Source organism: Roseibium sp. R5 (assembly GCF_055755305.1).
Genome location: NZ_CM146910.1, coordinates 1,940,059 through 1,962,406, shown reverse-complemented (window position 1 = coordinate 1,962,406; position 22,348 = coordinate 1,940,059). Strand labels below are relative to the sequence as shown.

22 protein-coding genes are annotated in these 22,348 nt (G+C 56.9%); 6 read left to right on the top strand and 16 right to left on the bottom strand.

Going from position 1 to position 22,348, the window contains the following annotated elements:
• Nucleotides 1-48: 48 nt before the first annotated feature.
• The 6 genes from fdh3B to AC0J4F_RS09080 form a co-directional block, all read right to left on the bottom strand.
• On the bottom strand, nt 49-657 hold the full coding sequence (gene fdh3B, locus AC0J4F_RS09105) for a formate dehydrogenase FDH3 subunit beta (RefSeq protein WP_040450988.1): 609 nt from the start codon (nt 655-657) through the stop codon (nt 49-51).
• Nucleotides 658-669: 12 nt separating this feature from the next.
• The gene (locus AC0J4F_RS09100) at nt 670-3,564 is read right to left on the bottom strand and encodes a molybdopterin-dependent oxidoreductase (protein ID WP_473026020.1); all 2,895 of its coding nucleotides are present in this window, start codon (nt 3,562-3,564) and stop codon (nt 670-672) included.
• Between the two features lie 104 nt (nt 3,565-3,668).
• Complete coding sequence (locus AC0J4F_RS09095; protein ID WP_008190930.1) at nt 3,669-3,869, bottom strand: hypothetical protein; 201 nt, start codon at nt 3,867-3,869, stop codon at nt 3,669-3,671.
• Between the two features lie 92 nt (nt 3,870-3,961).
• The gene (locus tag AC0J4F_RS09090; protein WP_133951684.1) at nt 3,962-4,570 is read right to left on the bottom strand and encodes a TorD/DmsD family molecular chaperone; all 609 of its coding nucleotides are present in this window, start codon (nt 4,568-4,570) and stop codon (nt 3,962-3,964) included.
• Between the two features lie 57 nt (nt 4,571-4,627).
• Complete coding sequence (locus tag AC0J4F_RS09085; protein ID WP_209002523.1) at nt 4,628-5,305, bottom strand: DUF3306 domain-containing protein; 678 nt, start codon at nt 5,303-5,305, stop codon at nt 4,628-4,630.
• Nucleotides 5,302-5,847 (bottom strand): DUF3305 domain-containing protein, encoded by a 546-nt coding sequence (locus AC0J4F_RS09080; RefSeq protein ID WP_133951682.1) that lies wholly within the window; start codon nt 5,845-5,847, stop codon nt 5,302-5,304. Before AC0J4F_RS09080 ends, AC0J4F_RS09085 begins: the two co-directional genes overlap by 4 nt.
• A gap of 220 nt (nt 5,848-6,067) precedes the next feature.
• On the opposite strand from AC0J4F_RS09080, the gene AC0J4F_RS09075 reads away from it, so the two are divergent.
• Complete coding sequence (locus AC0J4F_RS09075) at nt 6,068-8,026, top strand: 4Fe-4S binding protein (RefSeq protein WP_133951680.1); 1,959 nt, start codon at nt 6,068-6,070, stop codon at nt 8,024-8,026.
• A gap of 16 nt (nt 8,027-8,042) precedes the next feature.
• Here AC0J4F_RS09075 and AC0J4F_RS09070 read toward each other — a convergent pair whose 3' ends face one another.
• Nucleotides 8,043-8,756 carry a c-type cytochrome gene (locus AC0J4F_RS09070; RefSeq protein WP_473026019.1) on the bottom strand — a complete coding sequence of 238 codons (714 nt, stop codon included), beginning with the start codon at nt 8,754-8,756 and terminating at the stop codon, nt 8,043-8,045.
• Between the two features lie 138 nt (nt 8,757-8,894).
• On the opposite strand from AC0J4F_RS09070, the gene AC0J4F_RS09065 reads away from it, so the two are divergent.
• Genes AC0J4F_RS09065 through AC0J4F_RS09050 form a run of 4 tightly spaced genes read left to right on the top strand, consistent with a single transcriptional unit; the run spans nt 8,895 to nt 11,413 of the window.
• Nucleotides 8,895-9,083, top strand: a complete 189-nt coding sequence (locus tag AC0J4F_RS09065) for a DUF6494 family protein (RefSeq protein WP_008193496.1) — start codon at nt 8,895-8,897, stop codon at nt 9,081-9,083.
• Between the two features lie 7 nt (nt 9,084-9,090).
• Complete coding sequence (locus AC0J4F_RS09060; RefSeq protein ID WP_133951676.1) at nt 9,091-10,230, top strand: Mrp/NBP35 family ATP-binding protein; 1,140 nt, start codon at nt 9,091-9,093, stop codon at nt 10,228-10,230.
• Nucleotides 10,227-10,934 (top strand): biotin/lipoate--protein ligase family protein, encoded by a 708-nt coding sequence (locus AC0J4F_RS09055; protein WP_133951674.1) that lies wholly within the window; start codon nt 10,227-10,229, stop codon nt 10,932-10,934. The genes AC0J4F_RS09060 and AC0J4F_RS09055 overlap by 4 nt, the downstream gene beginning before the upstream one ends.
• Entirely contained in the window at nt 10,931-11,413 is a 483-nt protein-coding gene (locus tag AC0J4F_RS09050; RefSeq protein WP_008193811.1) for a DUF6505 family protein, read from the top strand. The genes AC0J4F_RS09055 and AC0J4F_RS09050 overlap by 4 nt, the downstream gene beginning before the upstream one ends.
• A gap of 75 nt (nt 11,414-11,488) precedes the next feature.
• On the opposite strand, the gene AC0J4F_RS09045 is transcribed toward AC0J4F_RS09050, so the two are convergent.
• From AC0J4F_RS09045 to AC0J4F_RS09015, 7 genes are all read right to left on the bottom strand, one after another.
• Nucleotides 11,489-12,634: an iron-containing alcohol dehydrogenase gene (locus tag AC0J4F_RS09045; RefSeq protein ID WP_473026018.1), complete on the bottom strand. Its 1,146-nt coding sequence runs from the start codon at nt 12,632-12,634 to the stop codon at nt 11,489-11,491.
• A 1-nt stretch (nt 12,635) separates the two neighbouring features.
• Nucleotides 12,636-14,021 (bottom strand): aldehyde dehydrogenase family protein, encoded by a 1,386-nt coding sequence (locus AC0J4F_RS09040; RefSeq protein WP_473026017.1) that lies wholly within the window; start codon nt 14,019-14,021, stop codon nt 12,636-12,638.
• 2 nt (nt 14,022-14,023) lie between these two features.
• A complete protein-coding gene (locus AC0J4F_RS09035; protein ID WP_473026016.1) occupies nt 14,024-15,391 on the bottom strand; it encodes a glutamine synthetase family protein in 1,368 nt (455 codons plus the stop codon).
• A 138-nt stretch (nt 15,392-15,529) separates the two neighbouring features.
• Entirely contained in the window at nt 15,530-16,579 is a 1,050-nt protein-coding gene (gene dctP, locus AC0J4F_RS09030) for a TRAP transporter substrate-binding protein DctP (RefSeq protein WP_133951666.1), read from the bottom strand.
• 119 nt (nt 16,580-16,698) lie between these two features.
• Nucleotides 16,699-18,039, bottom strand: a complete 1,341-nt coding sequence (locus tag AC0J4F_RS09025; RefSeq protein ID WP_209174697.1) for a TRAP transporter large permease — start codon at nt 18,037-18,039, stop codon at nt 16,699-16,701.
• A complete protein-coding gene (locus AC0J4F_RS09020; protein WP_409694169.1) occupies nt 18,039-18,635 on the bottom strand; it encodes a TRAP transporter small permease subunit in 597 nt (198 codons plus the stop codon). Before AC0J4F_RS09020 ends, AC0J4F_RS09025 begins: the two co-directional genes overlap by 1 nt.
• Nucleotides 18,628-19,422, bottom strand: coding sequence for an N-formylglutamate amidohydrolase (locus AC0J4F_RS09015; protein WP_473026015.1), 795 nt, complete (start codon nt 19,420-19,422; stop codon nt 18,628-18,630). The genes AC0J4F_RS09020 and AC0J4F_RS09015 overlap by 8 nt, the downstream gene beginning before the upstream one ends.
• Before the next feature lie 145 nt (nt 19,423-19,567).
• On the opposite strand from AC0J4F_RS09015, the gene AC0J4F_RS09010 reads away from it, so the two are divergent.
• Complete coding sequence (locus AC0J4F_RS09010) at nt 19,568-20,437, top strand: MurR/RpiR family transcriptional regulator (RefSeq protein WP_473026014.1); 870 nt, start codon at nt 19,568-19,570, stop codon at nt 20,435-20,437.
• On the opposite strand, the gene AC0J4F_RS09005 is transcribed toward AC0J4F_RS09010, so the two are convergent.
• Both AC0J4F_RS09005 and AC0J4F_RS09000 read right to left on the bottom strand, forming a co-directional pair.
• Nucleotides 20,423-20,881, bottom strand: coding sequence for a hydrogenase maturation protease (locus tag AC0J4F_RS09005; RefSeq protein ID WP_473026013.1), 459 nt, complete (start codon nt 20,879-20,881; stop codon nt 20,423-20,425). The genes AC0J4F_RS09010 and AC0J4F_RS09005 overlap by 15 nt on opposite strands.
• A 10-nt stretch (nt 20,882-20,891) precedes the next feature.
• Nucleotides 20,892-22,334 (bottom strand): Ni/Fe hydrogenase subunit alpha, encoded by a 1,443-nt coding sequence (locus AC0J4F_RS09000; protein ID WP_133951656.1) that lies wholly within the window; start codon nt 22,332-22,334, stop codon nt 20,892-20,894.
• Nucleotides 22,335-22,348 lie beyond the last annotated feature (14 nt).

Here is a 22,348-nt window from a genome sequence, read left to right as displayed (position 1 = left end):
GATCGGCCGGCCCAGAGCGCCTCTGAGCCGGCGATGACCAACGTATCCTTAGCCGCCGTTTTGGCCGTATGCAGAGCCCCAGCCCCAGGCGCCGGAGCCGAAGCCGCGGGCAACCACACGCTCACGGTAGATGTTGGCGACAACGTCGCCATCACCTGCGAGCAAGGCTTTGGTCGAACACATTTCCGCGCAGATCGGCAGCTTGCCTTCCGCAATACGGTTGCGGCCGTATTTCGCGAATTCCGCTGTGGAATGGTTCTCTTCAGGGCCACCAGCACAGAAGGTACACTTGTCCATCTTGCCGCGCGATCCGAAGTTGCCCGCTTGCGGGAACTGCGGTGCGCCGAACGGACAGGCATAGAAGCAATAGCCGCAGCCAATGCAGAGGTCTTTCGAGTGAAGGACCACACCTTCTTCGTTCTGGTAGAAGCAGTCGACCGGGCACACCGCCATACATGGTGCGTCCGAACAGTGCATGCAGGCAACGGAGATCGACCGTTCCCCCGGCTTACCATCATTGATGGTCACAACCCGGCGGCGGTTGATGCCCCACGGCACCTCATGCTCGTTTTTACAGGCGGTCACACAGGCATTGCATTCAATGCAACGCTCAGCGTCACAGAGGAACTTAGCCCTCGCTTGTCCACCAAGTGCCATTGCGTTTCCTCCTTACGCTGCCGAGATCTTGCAGAGAGTGGCTTTGGTCTCCTGCATCTGGGTAACGGAGTCGTAGCCGTAGGTTTGAGCCGTATTCGTGCTCTCGCCGAGAACATACGGGTCGGCCCCTTTTGGATATTTCGACCGCTGGTCTTCACCTTGATAATGACCACCGAAGTGGAACGGCATGAAGGCAACGCCTTCACCGACCCGCTCGGTCACCATTGCCATGACCTTGACCTTGCCGCCTTCCGGACCTTCGACCCAGACCTGCGCGCCGTCCCGAATACCAATGTTGTTGGCATCACGTGGATTGATTTCGACGAACATGTCCTGCTGAAGTTCGGCAAGCCACGGGTTCGACCGTGTCTCATCACCACCACCTTCATACTCGACCAGACGACCAGAGGTCAGGATGATCGGGTAATCGCGGGAGAAGTCCTGCTTCTGGATCGACGCATAAAGTGTCGGCAGACGGTAGAACTTGCGGTCTTCGTAGGTCGGGTAATCCGCCACGAGATCCCGGCGATTGGTGTAGAGCGGCTCGCGGTGAAGCGGAACCGGGTCCGGGAAGGTCCATACAACAGCGCGAGCCTTCGCGTTACCGAATGGTGAGCAGCCATGCTTGATGGCCACCCGCTGGATGCCGCCGGAAAGGTCGGTCTTCCAGTTGGTTTTCGGTCCGGCGACAGCATCAATCGCTGCACGCTCTTCATTGGTCAGGTCCCCGTCCCATCCAAGATCCATCAGCATCTGCATGGTGAATTCCGGATAGCCGTCCTGAATTTCCGCACCCGGATTGGAGACACCTTCGGCCAGAAGGTTCTGACCATCACGCTCGACACCGAAACGTGCCCGGAAGCTCAAGCCCCCTTCGGCCACGGGCTTGGACATGTCGTAAAGGTTCGGTGTGCCCGGGTGTTTCATTTCTGCAGTACCCCAGCACGGCCACGGCATACCGTAGTAGTCGCCATCCGCGGGACCGCCATTTGCCTGCAGCGTCGTCCTGTCGAACGTGTGCTGGTTGGCCATGTGCAGCTTGATCCGCTCTGGTGACTGACCAGTGTATCCGACCGTCCACATACCACGGTTAAACTCGCGGGTTGTGTCCTCGATGTTCGGCGTGATGCCGTCATCCTCAAGGGCAATGTTGCGGAAGATCCGGTCATGGAAACCGAACTTCTTGGCAAACAGGCCAATGATTTCGTGGTCGGTCTTGGATTCGAACAACGGCTCGATCACCTGGTCGCGCCACTGGATGGAGCGGTTTGAGGCGGTGACAGATCCATAGGTTTCGAACTGGGTTGTTGCCGGGAGTAGATAGACACCATCCGTCCGGTCATGAAGTACGGCAGAGACGGTCGGGAACGGGTCAATGACGACCAGCGTATCCAGTTTCTCCATCGCGGTTTTCATTTCCGTCATACGGGTCTGGGAGTTTGGAGCGTGGCCCCAAAGCACCATGGCCCGAACTTCGGCCGGCTGATCGGTGTTCGCCGGATCTTCCAGAACCCCGTCGATCCAGCGGCTGACTGGAATACCGGTGAGGTTCATGAGGTTCTTTTCTTTACCGTCAGCGCCGGTCGTCTTAGCGAACTGCCCTTTCAGCCAATCAAGATCCTCGCCCCAGACACGGGACCAGTGCCCCCAAGCACCCGCGCTCAGGCCATAGTAGCCAGGCAAGGTGTGTGACAGAACGCCAAGGTCGGTTGCACCCTGGACGTTGTCGTGACCGCGGAAGATGTTGGTGCCGCCACCGGTTGTGCCCATGTTGCCAAGAGCCAACTGCAGCACGCAGTAAGCGCGTGTGTTGTTGTTACCGTTGGTGTGCTGTGTTCCACCCATGCACCAGATCACGGTGCCTGGACGGTTGTTTGCAAGCGTCCGCGCCACGCGTTTCAGCTGGCTGCCCGGAGTGCCGGTGACACGCTCAACTTCGTCCGGCGTCCACCTGGCGACCTCTTCCTTGATCTGGTCCATGCCCCAGACACGGGTCCGGATGAACTCTTTGTCCTCCCAGCCATTGTCGAAGATATGCCAGAGGATGCCCCAGATGAGCGCTACGTCCGAACCTGGACGGAAACGGACATACTCGTCTGCATGAGCAGCGGTACGGGTGAAGCGTGGATCACAAACGATCAGCGGTGCGTTGTTCTGCTCCTTGGCGCGCAAGACGTGCAGCAAAGAAACAGGGTGTGCCTCAGCCGGGTTACCGCCAATGATGAAAATCGCACGGGAATTGTGGATGTCGTTGTAGCTGTTTGTCATGGCGCCGTAGCCCCATGTGTTTGCTACGCCGGCAACCGTGGTCGAGTGACAAATACGCGCCTGGTGGTCAACATTGTTGGTTCCCCAGTAGGCCGCGAATTTCCGGAACAGATAAGCCTGCTCATTGTTGTGCTTGGCCGAACCGAGCCAATACACGCTGTCCGGGCCGCTTTCTTCGCGGATTTGCATCATCTGGTCGCCGATCTCATTGATCGCCTGCTCCCAGCTGATTTTCTTCCACTCGCCGCCTTCCTTTTTCATCGGATATTTCAGGCGGCGTTCGCCGTGCGCATGCTCACGAACGGCAGCACCCTTGGCGCAGTGCGCACCGAGGTTGAATGGGCTGTCCCAACCCGGTTCCTGGCCGACCCAGACCCCGTTGGAAACTTCAGCCACAACCGTACAACCGACCGAACAGTGTGTGCAGACCGTTTTCACGTTCTTCACGGCACCGGCGCCAGCTTGTGCTTTGGCTTGTGTAACAGAACCGCCCATGGCGGAAATGGCGGCCAATCCGCCAGCTGCGACACCGGAACCCTTAAGGAATGTCCGGCGGTCTACAGATTTATGTGCAGTGTCTCTAAGGATACTTGCACCTTGGGGGCGTCGCGCAACCCCATTGGTCTTTTTCCTAAGCATTTTGCCCTACCTTGCTGATACCCCATTTGGGTACGGCTGGGTGTGTCAGTGAACCGGCCATCGGGCGTCACGCAACCATCGGCCGGTGTGTTCACAGGGTCCAGTTAGAACCGGGCGCTGTCGTAATAGGCGCGGGTGTGCACGGTGTCTTGCATCTTCTCAGAAGCAAGATCCGGCTCAGCGGCTTGCGCAGCTGTTCCCGTCGCGACCACAGCAGCTGCGGCCGGGGCCGAAATGGCCGCCAGTTTCAGGAAGTCACGGCGTCCGGCCTCAAGGCCTGCGCCCGACTGTTCGGGTCGTTTCATCGTTGCAATCCTCCTCTCATTCCAGGCGGCGGCGCCGCCTTAATTGCCAACGTGAATGTTAGATTTCCCGGCATCGCGTCATGCCGAAAGATCTAATTGGGCAGCATCTCGAATGCTTCTGCTTCGATCTCCATAAACTGCCGCCCGAGCGACCCGACGGCCGAATAAAGGACCGACGTCCTTGAGGCCTCCAAGTCACTGAAGAAGTGCACGGCCCAAGGGCCAACATGTGCGTTGAAAAAGGACTTCTGGTCTGCGACCGAAGTGACCTTACCGAAGCGTCCAACGATCAGCCCGCCCATGATTTCCATGAGCGATGCGATGTTGTCCTCTGGCTCTTTTTTGCCCTCTGCGCGCTGGATACCGCGCTCAGCCATCTCTTGCCGCAGGTTTGCAAGAGGCTTTTCGTTCAAAAATCCTGTCAGGTAATGGCTCGCGTAGGGCAAGAGCTCGCCGCGTCCAAGGCCGATGAACAACGCGTTGAATTCGCGCTCGGCATCCTGTTCCGATGTCACCGAAGCAAGTTTTGCAAGGGTTTTGAGGGTCGTGCCCAGCGGGGTGTCGTCGCCCGAAAGCGCAGCAATTTGCCTAAGGAGGTCGTTGTCCGCCGGCTTTGCCAGCAATACCCCCAAAAAATTATACAAGTCTGCTCTCGCCTGGTCTTCCGGGTCGATCACATATTCCGTAACAACAGCGGCCATGCGCCGTCACCTCCCTCAAACGCAAAGAGTTTAGCTCCCACAAGTCGGGTTCGATATTCACGAATAGTCGAACCTCATTCGGCGAGGGCGTTGAGGCGGCTCTGCCTCGACATTGTTTGTATCACCCGCCGAAGACTCAAACTCGTCACGTATTGGCATATCTTGCAACAACGCTTCTCCTTGCGTCAATTGCACAAGTGCTTCTTCATTTTCGCCACAATTATGCTGCTCTGCAGTATTTTCATCATCTTGCACTGCAGCAATTCTTTGATTTGCTTCGTCTGGCTCGACGATCGCTTCTGCCACCTCTTCGGCGATCTCGTCTTCCTCGCCTTCTACAAACCGTTCCACCATCCCTTTCCCGACCTGATAGACGGTCTGGAGGTTAGAGACGACTGTTGCGGCATCAGTGAAGTCATCTGCGTAATCAACCAAGCCATCCAGGTTGGCGAGAACCGGATTGAGGCCCCAGAGCCTGCGCAGCGCACGCCGCTTAAGCCGCTCAGGAACCGCAGCTGACAAAAATTGGCTAAAGTCATCTTTTTCGGTGAGCGTATCGGGGTCCGGAAGGTTGAGTTCTTCGAGGATCTCAGCATCGCTTTTGGTTTCAAGCTCGGCCCGTTCCTTTGCGACTTCCGCTTCTTCTACCTGAACACGTTCCAGCTCTTCGGACCGCTGCACTGCCGCTTTTCGCCGCGACCAGAAATCCATCCCCGCTTTTTCATCGCCGGTCATTGCAAAGTGTCCTTTGGCTTGCGCCGCGGAGAGCGGTAGACATCGGTCATCTGGCGAATACGGGGGTCGCCAATTCCTTCTTCTTGCAGATCGACCCGCTTTTTATCCCGACGGCGCTTGATAAAGATTTCGTCCTCATGATGGGTCTCGGCAAACTCTCGCACCCATGCGATCAGGCCCGGCGGCATCGGAACCTTTTCAACGAGAACGTCGCTCGTATCCGCATAGTCTTGCCCTTCGTAAGCTGAAGCAGTGATCAGCATCACCTCCATGGGGACGTCCCGGTCCAGCTCTTCGGCGGGCCGCATCACGACATAAAGCGAGGGCGTTTTGTCAGAGAGCGCAGTGAGATAGGCCTCGGTTTCGGCGCGGTGCAGCTCAAGTGGAAGGGTGGCCGCATGGTACTCGACTGCGTCTCCTTCCTTGCGCAGCACTTGCCAGTCTGCATCACCTGCGCCTGGCAAAAGCGATACAGCACGCCACGACCATTTCTGCCAGCGCGTCACGCCGGGCAAGCGGCGCACGACAACGCCAACCGGCATCGAACGGCTTCTTTCCGTATTCACAGGCGCGCATCCTCCAGATATCCGGTCCGGCCGGAAATTTTATTTTTGCCCATGCTGACGCAACATCTGTAAATTTCAAGTCCTTACAAAGGCCACTTGACGGAAAGACACCTTCGCCCTTGATTAGAAACTGATGAGCCAATTTCCTGCGCGGGAGACGCTGAAATGGCATCATGGGGGAGAGGACGCGCGCTCGATGACAGAAGCGAAGCTGCTGCTGTGCGACTGCTTGAAAAGCCAGTCGATTAACGCAGAAGAGATTGAAAAATATACTGGGCTGGCTTGCTCGAAAGTCCACACAGCCCTGTGTCACACGGAAGCTGCAGTGGCCGAATCAGAGTTGCAGAGCGGCGACGTCGTCATTGCCTGCGCTCAAGAACGAACGTTCTTCGAAGAGCTCGCGCAAGAGCTTGAAGTTAATGACCCGCATTTTATCGACATCCGCGATCGTGCGGGGTGGACCTCGAGCGATGTTGAACCAACGGCAAAAGTGGCGGCGCTCATTGCTGAGGCCATGTTGCCGGACCCAGGTGAGCGCGTCGTTGACGTTTCGTCCGAAGGAACTTGCTTGCTGCTTGGTGAACCGGACATCGCGTTTGATGCGGCCAAGCTTCTTTGTGACACACTGAGTGTGACTGTTCTGGTCACCCCCGATGTCGAGCTACCGGTTACTGACGATCGCCGCTTTGATGTCGTGCGCGGTCACATCAAATCGGCAACCGGTGCCCTCGGCGGATTTCAAGTCGCTTTCGATGCTCTGCAGGAACGCATTCCAGGTGGCCGGGGCGCATTCAACTGGACAGAACCGAAAGGCGGCGGCCAGAGCACGTGTGACATCATCGTAGACCTGCGCAGGGACGCACCGCTGTTTCCCGCCGCTGATAAGCGCGAGGGGTATCTTCGCGCGGATCCCGGCAACAAGGATGCTTATTCGAAGGTTATCCTGGAAGCATCTCAACTCATCGGGACGTTTGAAAAACCAATCTACGTAAAGGTCAACGAAGACCTTTGTGCGCACTCCAGAGCACAGAAAACCGGCTGCAACCGCTGTCTGAATCTTTGCCCAACCGGTGCGATCACTCCCGCTGGAGATCACATCACTATCGACCCGATGGTTTGCGCAGGATGCGGGATGTGCTCAGCGGTGTGTCCGTCTGGCGCTGTTTCCTATGACGCTCCGACACCGCAACACGTCTTCAAGCGGATTGAGACGCTTTCAACGACCTGGCGAAAGGCGTCAAACGAGCCTCCACGCCTGCTGGTTCATGATGCGGCCTACGGTCTCGAAATAATCCAACTGTCGGCCCGATACGGCAAAGGCCTGCCGATTGACGTTATTCCGCTGGAAGTATCGGCATTGGCCGCTTTCGGCCACGCAGAGGCTCTTGCAGCCCTGGGGTGTGGATTTTCAGCAGTCGACATCCTAGTGTCACCCCAGACAGAACAGGACGGTCTCCCCTTCCAGGTCGATCTCGCAAACTCCATTTCCGGAAACAACCAGATTCGATTGCTCGAACCAACGGATCCGGATGATTTGGAAGCCGCGCTCTATGAAGAGGCGGAACGGACAGCAAACGAGGCCCCAATCCTTCCGCTTGGATCCCGCCGGCAGGTGACGCGCCTTGCCGCGAAGACCTTGAATGCACCGGACGCCGTGCTGGAACTTCCTGCCGGAGCCCCTTACGGCGCCGTTGCCATAAACGAAGACGCTTGCACATTGTGCCTTTCGTGCGTGTCCTTGTGCCCCTCTGGTGCCCTTAAGGAAAACCCTGATCAACCGCAACTTCGCTTCCAAGAAGACGCCTGCTTGCAATGCGGCATTTGCACAAACATCTGCCCGGAAAGCGCTCTTTCCCTGGTTCCGCAGTTGAATTTGAGCGATGCGGCTTTGACACCGATTGTGCTGAAAGAGGAAGAACCGTTTGAGTGCATCGAATGCGGCAAACCGTTTGGGGTTCGCTCAACAGTCGAACGGATTATGGGGCAGCTCGCCGGCAAGCATTCCATGTTTAAAGATGGCGGGGCCGCCCGGATGATCCAGATGTGTGACGATTGCCGGGTCAATGCGGCTTACCACAGCGAGAACAATCCGTTTGAATCCAACGAACGCCCGCGGGTTCGAACCACCGACGATTATATCAGGCGCGACCATTGACCGTGCCTGATCAGGATCACTGGTACTGGAGCGGTGCGCCTAAATCGGCCGGCGGGATGCGTGAGACAAAGGCGAGGATGGCATCCAGATCGTCCAGCGTCATTTCGACCGGGACGATGGGCGGCGGCCGTGTTTCATCGAACGGCTCCGTTACGTCTTCGATCAGCGTAAAAGACGGATGCGGATTGAGCGCGAAAAACGCCTCGAATCGCGGCCTCCAGTCGGCGAGCGTTCGAAGAATCGCAAAAGACGGAGTAGAGCCGATGCCCGCCATGCGCGTTGCGGCATTAACCCGGTGGCACCGCCCGCAATGCACCACCGCAAGCTGCTCACCCTTACCCGCATCTCCGGCGATCAGTCCGTCGTCAACTTCCTTTGCGACAGGGGCTGCAGCGGTAAACTCAACGCCATCCTTAGCCGGAAAACCATCAATGGTCCGCCGGCCGACATCGCCAGTAAGCCACTCCATAAATCTTTTGGTACCGCCCGTTTCCTGTTCGACAGATGCGTACCATGTGCGGTCCAATCCTTCGAATACTGGTGTTCCGCCTTCCTCATCCAATAGCCGCACTTCGGCTGGATCCTTAGGCGAAACCAGTTCGATCCGCGTATTCGTTTTCAAGGAAAATCGGGGCAGCAGGTATTTCAGGAAACCGCTGTCGTTGAGATCTTGCGGCACGCTGAGCCGAAACGGCTCCGCAGAACGCACAGCATTAACAGACGCGCTCATCCAGATGCACGCAAACACGAATATCAATAGTTTTCGGCAGGCCACGCGCTCCTCCTTCACGCAGCTGACATCAGGCTATAAGCGTAGAAGCGAAAATGCCGATACGTCAATGCATGTCAAAACAACGGGGAGGTCCAAATGAACGACGACTTTAACATGTCCATGCGCAAATTCCTGAAACAGGTTGGTGTCACATCGCAACAAGCCATTGAAAATGCAGTTCGCGAAGCTGGCGCACCGGAAGGTAAAAGCTTCAACGTAAAGGCCGTGATCGTGATCGAGGAACTCGGCCTTGAGCATGTCGTTGAAGGCGAAATCAAGGGGTAAGGCAGACGTGTCCCTTTCACGCGAAACTGTTATTGAAACACTCAAGGCGATCGTGGATCCGGTAACCGGGGAAGACCTCCCGGCAACAGGCATGATCCGCGGCCTCAAGGTTGCTGATGGGACTGTGCGGTTCGTCCTTCAGATCGATCAAACCCGTGTAGATGAGATGGAACGGCTCCGGGAAGATGCCGTCCAACGGCTTGAAGCCCTACCAGACTGCTCGTCTGCGCAGGTAATCCTGACATCGCACTCTGACCAACCCACCGCGCCAGCACCGGCAACACCTGCTGCCTCAATCCCGCAGGCGGGTCCTGGAGAGCTGAAGCCGATCAAACCGATCCCGGCAGCACCTGGCACTTCCGGACCGCAGCATGTGCCGGGTATCAAGAAGATCATCGCGATTGCGTCCGGCAAGGGCGGCGTTGGAAAGTCGACTGTTGCCTCTAACCTTGCCTGTGCTCTGGCTGCACAAGGCTTGAAGGTCGGTCTTCTGGATGCGGACGTTTACGGTCCGTCACAACCTGAAATGCTCGGCATAAAAGGACGACCGTCTTCACCGGATGGCCAGACCATTTTGCCACTTCGGAACCACGGCGTGACATTGATGTCGATCGGCCTGATGACATCTGGTGACAAGGCTGTTGTCTGGCGGGGGCCCATGCTGATGGGCGCTTTGCAACAGATGATGACCCAGGTTCAATGGGGTGCCCTGGATGTCCTGATTGTCGATCTGCCACCTGGAACCGGCGACGTCCAAATGACATTGTCGCAGAAGTTCATTGTCGACGGCGCAGTGATTGTCTCCACTCCGCAGGACATTGCCTTGCTGGATGCGCGCAAGGGCATCGACATGTTCCAGGAAATGAAAGTGCCGATCCTTGGCATGGTGGAGAACATGTCGACGCATATCTGTTCGAAATGCGGAAACGAGGAGCATATCTTCGGTCATGGCGGCGTCGCCAAGGAGGCCGCAAACCTGCGGGTTCCAGTACTTGCGGAGATACCCTTGCACCTCAACATCCGCACTGCGGCAGATGGCGATACACCAGCTGTGATCAAGGCGCCGAATGCGCCGGAATCGGCAGCCTTCAAGAAGCTGGCGACAGCAGTGACAGAACAGCTTGCCGCTCAGGAGAGCTCGGCGTGAACGATCTCCAATTCCCCCCGCTCTTCCAGGGAGAAGCGGTCACCGGTACGGCTGACCCATTCGACCGGGCAATAGCCCTTGCTGTTGCGGGTACAGACCCCGGAACTGTTGTTTATAACCTTGGAGGTGGCACGTTAAGGGCAAGCCTGATCTTCGCTCCGGAAGTTCCGCTGGAAGAAGCGATGAGCATGCTGCCGGTCTGCGGCCTAGGATTTCAGGCAGCTCTCGGCGCCCTCGCCCCGCCCGAGGTCGCGGTTCATTTGAATTGGGCCGGCGGCATTCGCGTAAACGGCGCCACTTGTGGACGTTTTCGCGCACGCGCGTCTGGAACGGACCCGGCCGAAACACCAGACTGGCTGATCATTGGCCTGGAGCTCAATGTCCAAACCCTTGAGGGAAATCCAGGCAACGATCCAGAGCGGACATCCTTGATGGAAGAGGGCTGCGGCGAAGTTGAACCCGAACGCCTTCTGGAAAGCTGGGTTCGCCACACGCTTTACTGGATCAACCGATGGCAGGAAGACGGTCCTCGTCCGGTGCATGCAGAATGGCGCGGCCTTGCAAAGAACCTCGGCGAGGACATCGATTTCAACGGTGAAACCGGGACATTTGTTGGCGTTGATGAGTTTTTCGGTATGTTGATGCGGACGAATGGTGAAACAAAGCTTATTCCGCTGTCCACCCAACTTGAGGGATCAAAATGAAGCTTGCTCGCGCGATCCATCTCGATGAGAGCGATCAGAACGTTTATTTCTCTCCTGCAAGAACTGGCGAGTGGTGCCTATCCGGCGGTTTTGAGTTCTCGGACTGGACGGAGGCGGAGCTGACCGGCAAGGCCAGGCAGGCCTTTGTCAACGGCTGGCTCGGGTTGGAAACCTTCGGCCGGGTGACCTTTGTGGCAGTTACTCCGATTGAGGAGCCAGAATTCAATCAACTGGTGGACCGGCTGGCACAACACTTTGTCGACATCTATGGCGCCCCATCCGTTGAGGCTGCAAGAGGAGTCGCATCTGAAGAGCTGTCTTACATGGCTTCCATGTGCGCCGAGCACGACGATAACACGCTCCTCGCCGTCCAGCGTGAACTCTCGGACGAAGGCCTCCGGGAGGGCTTCTCGGCAATCAAGCCCCAGGCCGCAGAGCTCGACATGGTCGCCGTGCATGGAGACATGGGCGGGCACTAAGTTCTCTACCGTTCAAACATAGAAAAGGGCGCCGGTCGGCGCCCTTTGCGTGCTGATCGTTCGCTTTGGTTGAGATCACATAATCTCTTCGAAAAGCGCCCGCGTGTTTTTTTCCGTCATCTCGATCGGGTTGCCACCAGTGCTCGGATCACGAAGAGCCGCCGCGGTCAGTTCCTCGATATTCGGATCCTTGACACCGAGCTCGGTCAAGGTCTTCGGAATGTTCATCGAAGCGTTGAACTCATCCACGAACGCGCAGAAGCCGTCAAATCCGCCTGAAATACCGAGATAGCCTGCCACCTTGTCAAACCGATCGGCAATTGCGGACTTGTTGAACTGAAGAACGGCCGGCATGCACACAGCGTTTGTTGTGCCGTGGTGCGTGTGGTGAACCGCGCCAATCGGATGGCTGAGAGCGTGAATGGCACCGAGGCCCTTCTGGAACGCTGTTGCGCCCATGGCAGCCGCCGACATCATGTGTCCGCGTGCTTCCAGATCCGTACCATCGGCGTAGACCCGAGGCAGGTAGTCGACAACCAGACGCATGCCTTCCAGCGCAATGCCCTGGCTCATCGGATGGTAGTGTGGGCTGGAATAGGCTTCCACACAGTGGGCAAAGGCATCAAGGCCGGTACCTGCCGTGAGGAACTTAGGCATTCCAACGGTCAGTTCCGGATCGCAGATCACCACGGACGGCAGCATCTTCGGATGAAAGATGATTTTCTTTTCCGCCGTATCGACCTTGGTGATGATGCTGGCCCGGCCAACTTCGGATCCGGTCCCTGCGGTTGTCGGAACCGCAACGATTGGCGCGATCGCATCGGCGTTTGCGCGTGTCCACCAGTCGCCGATGTCCTCAAAGTCCCAAAGCGGACGGGTCTGCCCCGCCATGAAGGCAATGACCTTGGCAAGATCCAGCCCGGACCCGCCACCAAAGGCCACAACGCCGTCATAACCGCCATCCTGGTAAACCTTCACGCCTTCTGCGGCGTTCAGATCCGTCGGGTTCGGGTCGACTTCGGAAAACAAGCCCCGGCCCAGACCGGCTGCATCCAGTAGGTCCAGGGTCTTGGTGGTAATGTCCATACTTGCCAGACCTTTGTCCGTGACAAGCAGCGGCTTGGAGATACCGGACGCCTTACAGGCATCGGCGATTTCCGAAATACGTCCCGCGCCGAAGCGCATGGCGGTTGGATATGACCAATTGGCAGTCAGCACCATCTTATTGAGCTTTCTTGAGGTGATAGGATTTCGGACGTGTCAGATTGTGATAGCCGATAATGGACAGACCGCCGCCGCGGCCGGTGTCCTTGCAACCTGTCCAGCACAGCGCCGGATCCAGATAATCTGCACGATTTAGGAAGACGGTTCCGGTCTCGATCTGATCGCCGATGGCTTCCGCGCGGGCAACATCCCGGGTCCAGAGCGATGCTGTCAGACCGAAATTGCTGTCGTTCATCAGACGGATGGCTTCCGCATCGTCTTTGACCTTCATGATGCCGACAACGGGGCCGAAGCTCTCATCGCGCATAACACGCATCGAATGATCCACATCGACGAGGATTTGCGGCATCAAGTAGGCGCCGCCATCATCTTCCGGGAACTTTGCAGGATCGATCAGGGCCTTGGCCCCATCTGCAATAGCTTCTTGCGTCTGGGCACGGACTTCTGCCGCGAAACGGGCATGCGCCATCGGACCAAGCGTCGTTTCCGGGTCAAGCGGATTGCCGAGCTTGTAGCCTTCGACAATCTTTACCGCCTTTTCGACAAAGGCGTCATAGAGGCTCTCCACCACATAGATCCGCTCAATGCCGCAACAACATTGACCGGCATTGAACATGGCCCCATCGATCAGTGTATCGACCGCTGCATCGAGATCCGCGTCTTCCATGACGTAGCCGGGGTCTTTGCCGCCGAGCTCAAGGCCAACGCCGGTGAACGTTCCAGCTGCGGCCTTTTCCATCGCCTGACCGCCCCCTACTGAGCCCGTGAAATTCACGAAACCAAAGGACTTTTCAGCAATCAGCGCAGAGGTTGTCGCGTGATCCAGAAATACATTCTGGAATACGTCTTCCGGAACGCCTGCTTCGTGGAAAGCCTTCGCCATGCGCTCGCCAACCAACAGCGTTTGAGAGGCATGTTTCAGAACAACAGAGTTCCCTGCGATCAACGCGGGTGCGACCGTATTGATCGCGGTCATGTAAGGGTAATTCCAAGGAGCTACGACAAGCACCACGCCATGGGGCACGCGCTTGATCATCCGCTTGAATGCCGCATCATCGGCAACTTCGATCGGCGCCAGTGCCTCGCCAGCAATCTCTGCCATGTAAGAGGCACGCTCTGTAAAGCCGCCAAACTCACCACCGTAGCGGACGGGACGGCCCATCTGATGGGCGAGTTCGGGAACGATCTCGTCGTTCATCTCACCGACCTTGGCAACTCCGGCGAGAACAAGAGAGATCCGGTCTTCCAGCGGACGTGCTTGCCAGGCGATCTGAGCGGATTTTGCCCGCGCGACAGCCTCGCGGGCGTCGTCGGCGGACAAGACAGGGCGCTCCGCATAGACCGAACCATCAATCGGAGAAATACAGGTTACTTTGCTTGTCATGTTTAGGCTCTTTCAAAACCCCGGGCGATTTCATAATCGGTGACAGCCCGGTCGAACTCTTCGATTTCCCATTCCGCTGCGCGGGCATAGTGGTCAATGACCGCGTCGGAGAAAGCTTCCCGCAGGAATTTTGATTTGCGCAGTGTTTCGCGCGCATCCCGCAAGGTGTGCGGGATTTCCTTGGCTTTTTTTGCTTCATAGACGTCGCCGGATGTCGGCTTATCGAGCGGCAGTTCATCCTCAATTCCCTTGAGGCCGGCTGCGATCTGGACTGCAAGCGCCAAATATGGGTTCAGATCCGAACCGCCGATGCGGCACTCGATGCGCAGCGCTTTGGTCCCCTCGCCACACAGGCGGAACCCGGCGGTGCGGTTGTCGACAGACCAGACCATCTTGGTCGGCGCGAAAGTCCCTTTTTGGAAGCGTTTGTAGCTGTTGATGTAAGGCGCCAGGAAGTAGGTGTAGTCGGGCGCATATTTGATAAGGCCCGCCAGATAATGCTGCATCACCTCCGACATTCCGTATTCGCCGTCGGGATCGCAAAACACGTTGTTGCCGTCTTTGTCGAACAGCGACTGGTGTACGTGAGACGAGGACCCAACCTTGTCACTTGCCCACTTCGGCAGAAAGGTTACTGCCCGTCCCTTTGCCCAGGCAATTTCCTTAACGGCGTGCTTTGAGATCGTATGATACTCTGCCGTATCGAGAGCCGGGGCATACTTTATGTTGAGTTCTTCCTGACCGGCTTCGGCTTCACCCTTGGTGTTCTCGACCGGCACGCCTGCGGCATAGAGACCGTTGCGGATCGGCCGCATCACGTCCTCTTCCTTCGTTGTTTGAAGGATGTGGTAGTCTTCGTTGTAGCCGGAGATCGGCTCCATATCCCGGTAACCGCTCTTGCGCAGCTCATCGAAGCTCTTCTCGAACAGGAAGAACTCAAGTTCGGTTGCCATGATCGGTGTCAGGCCCAGGGCGTTCATGCGCGCAACCTGGGTCTTGAGCATCGCGCGCGGCGAGTGCGGAACTTCCTTGTGAGTGTGGTGATCAAGAACATCACAGATCACCATGGCCGTGCCGTCGAGCCACGGAATGCGGCGGATCGTGGAGAGATCCGGTTTCATGACGTAGTCGCCATAGCCGCCCGACCAACTGGTCGCGGCATACCCCTCCACGGTGTGCATCTCCAGGTCCGTTGCCAGCAGGTAATTGCAGCAATGGGTTTCTTCGTAAGCGCTGTCCACGAAATGCTGGGCCAGAAAGCGTTTACCCATCAACCGCCCCTGCATATCGACGATGCAGGCAAGTACTGTGTCGATCTCACCCGATGTCACGAGTGATTTCAGGGCATCAAAGGTCAGATTTCCCGGCATGTTGTCTGGTCCCTATTTGGCGGTTTACGAGCGCTCTTATTCAAAAAATTCCCGGTCCGGAGGGTTCTAATTTTCCGGACCGGTAGTTGCAAGAACCGGCCACCCCGAAGGGTGAGATGGCCGGTTCCTGGGCTTGCATTAGGTGTAGCGGTAAGGACGTCCAGCTTTCTGCATGTCCTGATTGTACTTCTTGAAGATCTCGACAACTTTCGCCTTTGTCGGAGACTCTGCAGCGATCTCATCCCAGAAGACCATGGCAGCAGCTTCGACCGTTGCCCACTCTTCATCCGGAATAGATGTCAGTTCCATCTTGGTGCCGTTGACGCGCAGGTTCGCTTCCCCGCCCCAATACCACCATTGACGGTAGTAGTGTGATGCATCCATGGCGAGCTGCAGCATCGTTTTCAGGTGATCCGGCAGCTCATTCCAACGTTCCTGATTTGCGAAGAACGAGCCCGCCCAAGCGCCAGAGATGTTATTGGTCAGGAAGTAATTGGTCACGTCAGCCCAACCGACCGTGTAGTCTTCGGTGATGCCGGACCAGGCAATACCGTCGAGCTCACCGGTCTGAACCGCAACTTCAATGTCTTCCCAAGGCAGAGTTACCGGAACAACACCGAACTGTGCCATGAAGCGGCCGGCCGTCGGGAAGGTAAAGACGCGCTTGCCCTTGAGGTCTTCCAGCGAGCGGATCGGGTCTTTGGTGGCGAAGTGGCACGGGTCCCAGGCGCCAGCAGAGATGTGCTTCACGCCAACCTTGGCGTATTCTTCTTCCCAGATCTCCTTCAGGCCGTACTGGTTGAAGAGCACGGGCACATCAAGGGAATAGCGGGACGCAAACGGGAAGTAACCGCCGAAGACAGTGACTTCGGTCGGAGATGCCATGGAGTCATCGTCAGACTGCACCGCATCGATTGTTCCCTGTTGCATGGCACGGAAGAGCTCGCCCGTCGGGACCAGCTGATCAGCGGTGTAGAGCTCGATCTCCATTTCACCGTTTGCTGCCTTGTTGAAGGCATCGATATGCGGCTTGATCACGTGCTCTGCCAGTGCCGGGCCTGCATAGGTCTGAAGGCGCCACTTGATTGGCGTCTGGCCGTGAACGGCCGGTGCGGCCAGCGTTACGGCACCCGCGGCTACAACAGTACCGGTCCCGGCTTTTTTGAGAAAATCACGTCTGTTCGTCATTACTGTTCCCCTAATTTACGGTTCCAAGTTCAAGCGGTCCGTCCGTTTGCCGGATCTCATTTAACCGCACATTCTAATCCGTTTCCTCCGGATATATTGTTTTTGTCCCGCTCCGCGCGTCATCGGCTGTAAACCAGTTCAGGCAGCCAAAGAGCGATTTGCGGGAAAGCCATGACAAGAGCCAGCGCAAGAGCCATCACCAGGACAAACGGCGTAATCGATCCGTAAATGTCCCGCATGGTGATGTCCTTGGGCGCCATTGCCCGCATCAGGAAGAGATTGTAACCAAACGGTGGCGTCATGTAGGCGATCTGGGTCGTGATCGTGTAGAGCACTCCGTACCAGATCAGCACTTGTCCAACCGGCATGCCGAGATCCAGCGTTGCCACCAGGGGCACATAAAGCGGTGCCACGATCACCAGCATTGCCGTGTCGTCCAGAAACGTTCCCATGACCAGAAACGACAACTGCATCAGGATTAGGATCATCCAGGGAGACAGGCCAAGCTGTTCCGTGAAGAGGTTCTCGATCGCTTTCACAGCGCCAAGCCCGTCAAAAACGGCACCAAAGCCGAGAGCCGCCAGAATGATCCACATGAACATGCAAGAGATGCCGAGCGTGTTTCGCAGGCAGAGGATCAGGATGTCCATGGTCATGCGGCGTTTGATGATCGATGCAAGCAAGGCTGCCAGAGCACCGATCGCAGAGCTTTCGACAAGGCTGGTCCAGCCATTGACGAACGGCACCATCATCACCGCGAAAATGATCAGCGGAAGCAGTCCGGCCAGCAGAAGCCGATACTTTTCTTCCTTGGACGCTTCCCGCTCTTCTATCGTGAGGGCTGGACCAAGATTGGGCTGAAGCTTACAGCGGACTGCGATGTAGACGATGAACATGGCCGCCATCATCAGGCCCGGGATGATACCGGCAAGCCAGAGCTGTCCGACAGGTGCCCGCGCGATCATCGCATAAAGCACGAGGACAACGGAGGGCGGCACCAGAATGCCCAAAGATGACCCTGCCTGGATCACCCCCGTGACCATGCGCTTGTCATACCCGCGTTTCAAAAGCTCCGGCAGCGCGATCGTCGCACCGATCGCCATTCCGGCAACCGACAAACCGTTCATGGCTGAAATCAGAACCATGAGCAGGATCGTTCCGATGGCCAGCCCGCCGTTGAGCGGGCCCATCCAAACATGGAACATCTTGTAAAGATCGTCGGCGATCTTGGTTTCGGACAGGACGTAGCCCATAAAAATGAACATCGGCAGCGTGAGCAGCGGATACCATTTCATGAGCTTCATCGCCGCGGAAAACGGAATATCCTGGCCGCCGACACCCCACAGGCTGATGGCTGCAATGGCTGCAATACCGCCGATGGCTCCAAACACCCGCTGCCCGGTGAGCAGCATGAGCATCATCGACGAGAACATCAAAAGGGCGATCATCTCGTAAGACATCAGATGGTCTCTCCCCGGATGGTCGCAATGTCCTTGATCAGCTCAGAAATGGTCTGCAGAAGCATCAGGAAAAAGCCGATACACATGGTCACCTTGATAGGCCAGAGAACCGGCCGCCACGCCGTCGGACTGCGCTCGATGTAACCCATGACCTCTCCGGCGGCGGCAGGCCCGCCTGTAAAGAAGGCGACGATCAGCTCCCAGTAGAACTCCGGAAACTCCCGGCCAAAATAACCGAGGGAATAGGCTGTAGACCCAAGCGCCCCATAGAGGAGAACGCCAAGATAGAAGATCAGAAGAAGCACGGTGAAGGCATCGAACCAGGCCTTTTTCTTGATGCTCCACTCGGCATAAAATAGGTCCATACGGACATTCGACCCAAGCTGAACAGAATAGGGTCCGCCCAGAACGTAGTAGGCGACCATTGCAAACTGCGCCACTTCCAGGGTCCAAAGCGACGGATTGAAAAACGTCTTGGAGATCGAGGACCACAACAGGATCCCCGCCATGACAAAGACACCCCACATGATGACTTTGCCCAGACCGCGATTGAAACCGTCAACCGCGTGAACATACCAATGGGCGATCCTAGGCATGATCCGCAACCTCCTTCCGCAACACCGTTTTGGCAGCGGATTTCAACAAAGGTCCCAAGATGTCCGCCCAGTGCAACTCCTCATTTGGCGTGCGCACTTCGTCATTCCGGATTTCGATCATCAGGCACGGCAGCGACTTGTCTTCACCATGCCGCCTGACGGTGTAATAGACCCCATCTGAGGGCGCATAAGGCTCATTGTCGCCAATGGTCAGATCGCCACGTGCCTTCAACCCCGCCAACACAGGATTGGCGAGGCGGCGGTCGTTTTCGGATATCAAACCGATTTCCCAGGGCCGAGATTTGCCTTTGTAAACCGGTGTATAGGTGTGGATGGACACCACTGCAGACGGCAGCCCCTTGTCCGCCCGAAGCGCAAGCACTTTGTCGATCGCATCATGAAAGGGGCGATGAACCAGATTGATCCGGAATGTCCGCTCTTCATCGGATAAATTCTTGTTTCCGGAGATCTCTGTCAGCTCACTCAAGCACGGCGTCAGATCTTCGCGTGTCTCTTCGCGATTGCAGTCGATGACCAGACGGGAAACCGTCGTATAGATCAAAGGGGCATCAAGCGCCTTCGACAACGCCATCGCGACGCCGAGTGCACCGGGGTCCCATGAAATGTGCGCGGATTTCTCTTCATCCGACACACCAAGGCACTGATCATAGGGAGGAGGAAAATGATTCGAAGCATGATCACACAAAAGGACCAGCTCACCGGCACCTTCTGCATTTACAACCTCTACAGCACGGGACATTCCGCCGTTTTGGTGGTTTGATCCCATTCATCCCCCCGGAAAAGCGCCTGCTTGCTTCTGTAATGTTTGTTACAGTATTGCCGACAAATTCAAACTCTGTAATATCTGATACACGAAATGCGGTTCTGTCAAACAGTTTTGATAGCTCCGCCAAAAATTGAGGCAGCAGCCCATGGAACGCCCACTTTTGGACGACATACGTGATCGGCTCGACGAGTTTACCGCGACCGAAAAGAAGGCGGCGCATGCCCTGATGGCAAATTATCCGGTGCAGGGATTGGGGACTGTTGCAGAGTTTGCAAAAGCCGCCGGGGTGAGCGCTCCGACCATTCTCAGGTTTGTGGCCCGGCTGGGGTTTCCAGGCTTCGCGGAATTCCAGAAAAAGCTGCGCAGCGAACTCGCCAATCAGCTGAACTCCCCGCTCGCACGCAGCGCCAGTCTTGCAAAGGATACAACGGGCGACCCGCATGTCGGGCAACTGATCGAGAACATCCGTGAGACATTCGACCATCTGCCAAAAGGCGAGCTTGACGGTCTTGTCAAATTATTGGCCGACGACCGCAAGACCGTTCACCTGATCGGCGGGCGGTTCACTGACGGCCTTGCAAGGTACATGGCAGCGCACTTGCGTATCGTGCGGCCGAACGTCGTTCATGTGGCCGGGCAGCACGGGAACTGGCTCGACCAGTTGCTTGGGATTGGCCCAAAAGATGTTGTGCTGGTCTTCGACATCCGCCGGTACCAGGCAGAGATCATTCAGTTTGCAGAAGCTGCGGCCAAACAAGGAGCGACTGTTGCGCTGGTCACAGACAGCTGGATGTCCCCCATTGGCCGAATAGCTTCCTATGTGCTACCAGCCCGTGTCGCAGTTCCCTCGCCCTGGGATTCATCCTTGGCGCTAATGGCTATTGCCGAAGTGTTGATTGCCGGGGTTACGAGGGAAAATCAGGACAAAGCAGAAGAACGGATGCGCGCCCTTGAGGCACTTCGCAACTCCCATGACCCTGCGACTGAGAGCAGGACCGATTCACCGGACATCTAAAGCCTTAGGGGTAGACAGCTTTCCGGCCCAATCCAGGAAAAATGCCTGTGCCTTCGCGAGGTTGGCGGCAGCCTGATCTGAAAGGCCTTCCTTCACCTCACCATATTCCACACCGGTTATCCCAAGGACAAAGGCGGTCGGCGCCGCGCCATAAAGGGTTTCGCACAAGGACAGGACGGTTGCAGGAACCAGACTGTGGCTGCCCAGAACTTCCGGCGCACCAGATTTGATCTCGCGGAACGAAAAGGGCTCCGAGCTCCCAATCTCTGCGTCTGCAAACACGACAAGCTCATGTCCAGAGACATCAAAGGCGTGCTCTGCGACGAGCTGGTAATCGGTATCGATGGTCCAGGACGGTAGTTCACGAGCTGCCATGCTTTCAGAAAATGCAGGCCCCAGGCCATCGTCTCCCCGACCCGGATTGCCGTACCCAATCAACAGCATCCCAGCGCCCTCATACCGACTGCGCCTTGCTGTCGACCAACTCCCCTTCGGCGTTGAAAAGCTCCACCTTTAGTGGCATCTGCCCCAGCGCATGGGTGGCACAGGAGAGGCATGGATCATAAGCCCGGATTGCCACCTCGACATGGTTGAGCATGCCCTCTGTGATCTGGTCATGACCACTTAAATGTTTGACGGCGACGTCCTTGACTGCCCGGTTCATGCCTTCGTTGTTGTGGGTCGTTGAAACAATCAGATTACAGTAGGTGACCTGGTCGTTCTCATCGACCTGATAGTGATGGATGAGGTTTCCACGCGGGGCTTCGATGACGCCAATTCCCTCGCCGCGCCGGTCCCCGGTCACAACCAACTCGTCTCCTTGCAGATCTGGGTCGTTCAGCAGTTCGCGGATCTTCTCAACGCAATGCACGACCTCGATCATCCGGGCCCAGTGATTTGCGAGCGTCGAATTGTTTGGACGGCCATCCGTGACGGTTTTAAGCTCGTCCAGTGCCGCGTTGGCAATTGGCGTATCTATGAAGCTCGCCGTATTCATACGCGCCAGCGGCCCAACCCGGTACCATCCAACCTCTGGTCCAAGCTCCTTGATGAAGGGAAACTTCATATAGGACCAGGACCGCACATCCTCGATCAGACGCTCATGATATTGCGTATAGGGCAGTTGATCGAAGATCTCGTCCCCGGTCGAATTCAATGCGCGGAGGTTGCCATGATAGAGATCAAGTGCGCCATCTTCCTCTCGTACGAGAGACATGTAGTTCGACGGAAATGATCCGAACTCGGCGACCAGATCCTCATGTTCAAGCGTGTAGTCTCTGGCAAGCCTAACCGCGTCCTGTGCCCATTCGAGCATCTCATCAATCGTGCTCAGGAAGTGATCGCGTCTTTCGATCGGAAGATTGCGGTTGATGCCCCCAGGGATAGCGCCGGTTCCATGGATCTTCTTACCGGCCGTCGCCTCGATGATCTCCTGACCGTATTTGCGCATCAGGACGGCGCGTTTGCCGAGCTCTGGCTGTTCCCTGATCACTTCGAAGATATTGCGTTTCTCGGCAGGTGCCCCAAACCCGAACAACAGGTCTGGTGCCGCCAAATGGAAGAAATGCAGGACGTGGCTCTGCATGACCTGCCCGTAGTGCATCAACCGCCGCATTTTCTCAGCGGTCGGCGTCAACTGATCGACGCCAACGATCATGTCCATGGCCTTGGCGGCTGCCAGATGGTGGCTGACCGGGCAAATGCCGCACAGGCGCTGCACGATGACCGGAACTTCCCACATGAGGCGCCCGCGAATGAACCGTTCGAAGCCACGGAATTCGACAATATGCAGCCGGGCCTCATCCACCTCGTTTTCCGAATTGAGGTGAATGGTGACCTTCCCATGCCCTTCGACACGGGTAACCGGCGAGATTTCAATCAGTCTGGGTTCGCCCATATACTCGCCCCTGG

Coding starts and splice junctions, on each gene's coding strand:
- dctP (WP_133951666.1), bottom strand. CDS start 16,579: ATGACGAACAGACGTGATTTTCTCAAAAAAGCCGGGACCGGTACTGTT.
- AC0J4F_RS09065 (WP_008193496.1), top strand. CDS start 8,895: ATGAACGACGACTTTAACATGTCCATGCGCAAATTCCTGAAACAGGTT.
- AC0J4F_RS09050 (WP_008193811.1), top strand. CDS start 10,931: ATGAAGCTTGCTCGCGCGATCCATCTCGATGAGAGCGATCAGAACGTT.
- AC0J4F_RS09025 (WP_209174697.1), bottom strand. CDS start 18,039: ATGTCTTACGAGATGATCGCCCTTTTGATGTTCTCGTCGATGATGCTC.
- AC0J4F_RS09000 (WP_133951656.1), bottom strand. CDS start 22,334: ATGGGCGAACCCAGACTGATTGAAATCTCGCCGGTTACCCGTGTCGAA.
- AC0J4F_RS09100 (WP_473026020.1), bottom strand. CDS start 3,564: ATGCTTAGGAAAAAGACCAATGGGGTTGCGCGACGCCCCCAAGGTGCA.
- AC0J4F_RS09080 (WP_133951682.1), bottom strand. CDS start 5,847: ATGCCGGTTGGCGTTGTCGTGCGCCGCTTGCCCGGCGTGACGCGCTGG.
- AC0J4F_RS09075 (WP_133951680.1), top strand. CDS start 6,068: ATGACAGAAGCGAAGCTGCTGCTGTGCGACTGCTTGAAAAGCCAGTCG.
- AC0J4F_RS09010 (WP_473026014.1), top strand. CDS start 19,568: ATGGAACGCCCACTTTTGGACGACATACGTGATCGGCTCGACGAGTTT.
- AC0J4F_RS09045 (WP_473026018.1), bottom strand. CDS start 12,634: ATGGTGCTGACTGCCAATTGGTCATATCCAACCGCCATGCGCTTCGGC.
- AC0J4F_RS09015 (WP_473026015.1), bottom strand. CDS start 19,422: ATGGGATCAAACCACCAAAACGGCGGAATGTCCCGTGCTGTAGAGGTT.
- AC0J4F_RS09095 (WP_008190930.1), bottom strand. CDS start 3,869: ATGAAACGACCCGAACAGTCGGGCGCAGGCCTTGAGGCCGGACGCCGT.
- AC0J4F_RS09020 (WP_409694169.1), bottom strand. CDS start 18,635: ATGCCTAGGATCGCCCATTGGTATGTTCACGCGGTTGACGGTTTCAAT.
- AC0J4F_RS09070 (WP_473026019.1), bottom strand. CDS start 8,756: ATGAGCGCGTCTGTTAATGCTGTGCGTTCTGCGGAGCCGTTTCGGCTC.
- AC0J4F_RS09005 (WP_473026013.1), bottom strand. CDS start 20,881: ATGCTGTTGATTGGGTACGGCAATCCGGGTCGGGGAGACGATGGCCTG.
- AC0J4F_RS09085 (WP_209002523.1), bottom strand. CDS start 5,305: ATGACCGGCGATGAAAAAGCGGGGATGGATTTCTGGTCGCGGCGAAAA.
- AC0J4F_RS09035 (WP_473026016.1), bottom strand. CDS start 15,391: ATGCCGGGAAATCTGACCTTTGATGCCCTGAAATCACTCGTGACATCG.
- AC0J4F_RS09040 (WP_473026017.1), bottom strand. CDS start 14,021: ATGACAAGCAAAGTAACCTGTATTTCTCCGATTGATGGTTCGGTCTAT.
- AC0J4F_RS09090 (WP_133951684.1), bottom strand. CDS start 4,570: ATGGCCGCTGTTGTTACGGAATATGTGATCGACCCGGAAGACCAGGCG.
- fdh3B (WP_040450988.1), bottom strand. CDS start 657: ATGGCACTTGGTGGACAAGCGAGGGCTAAGTTCCTCTGTGACGCTGAG.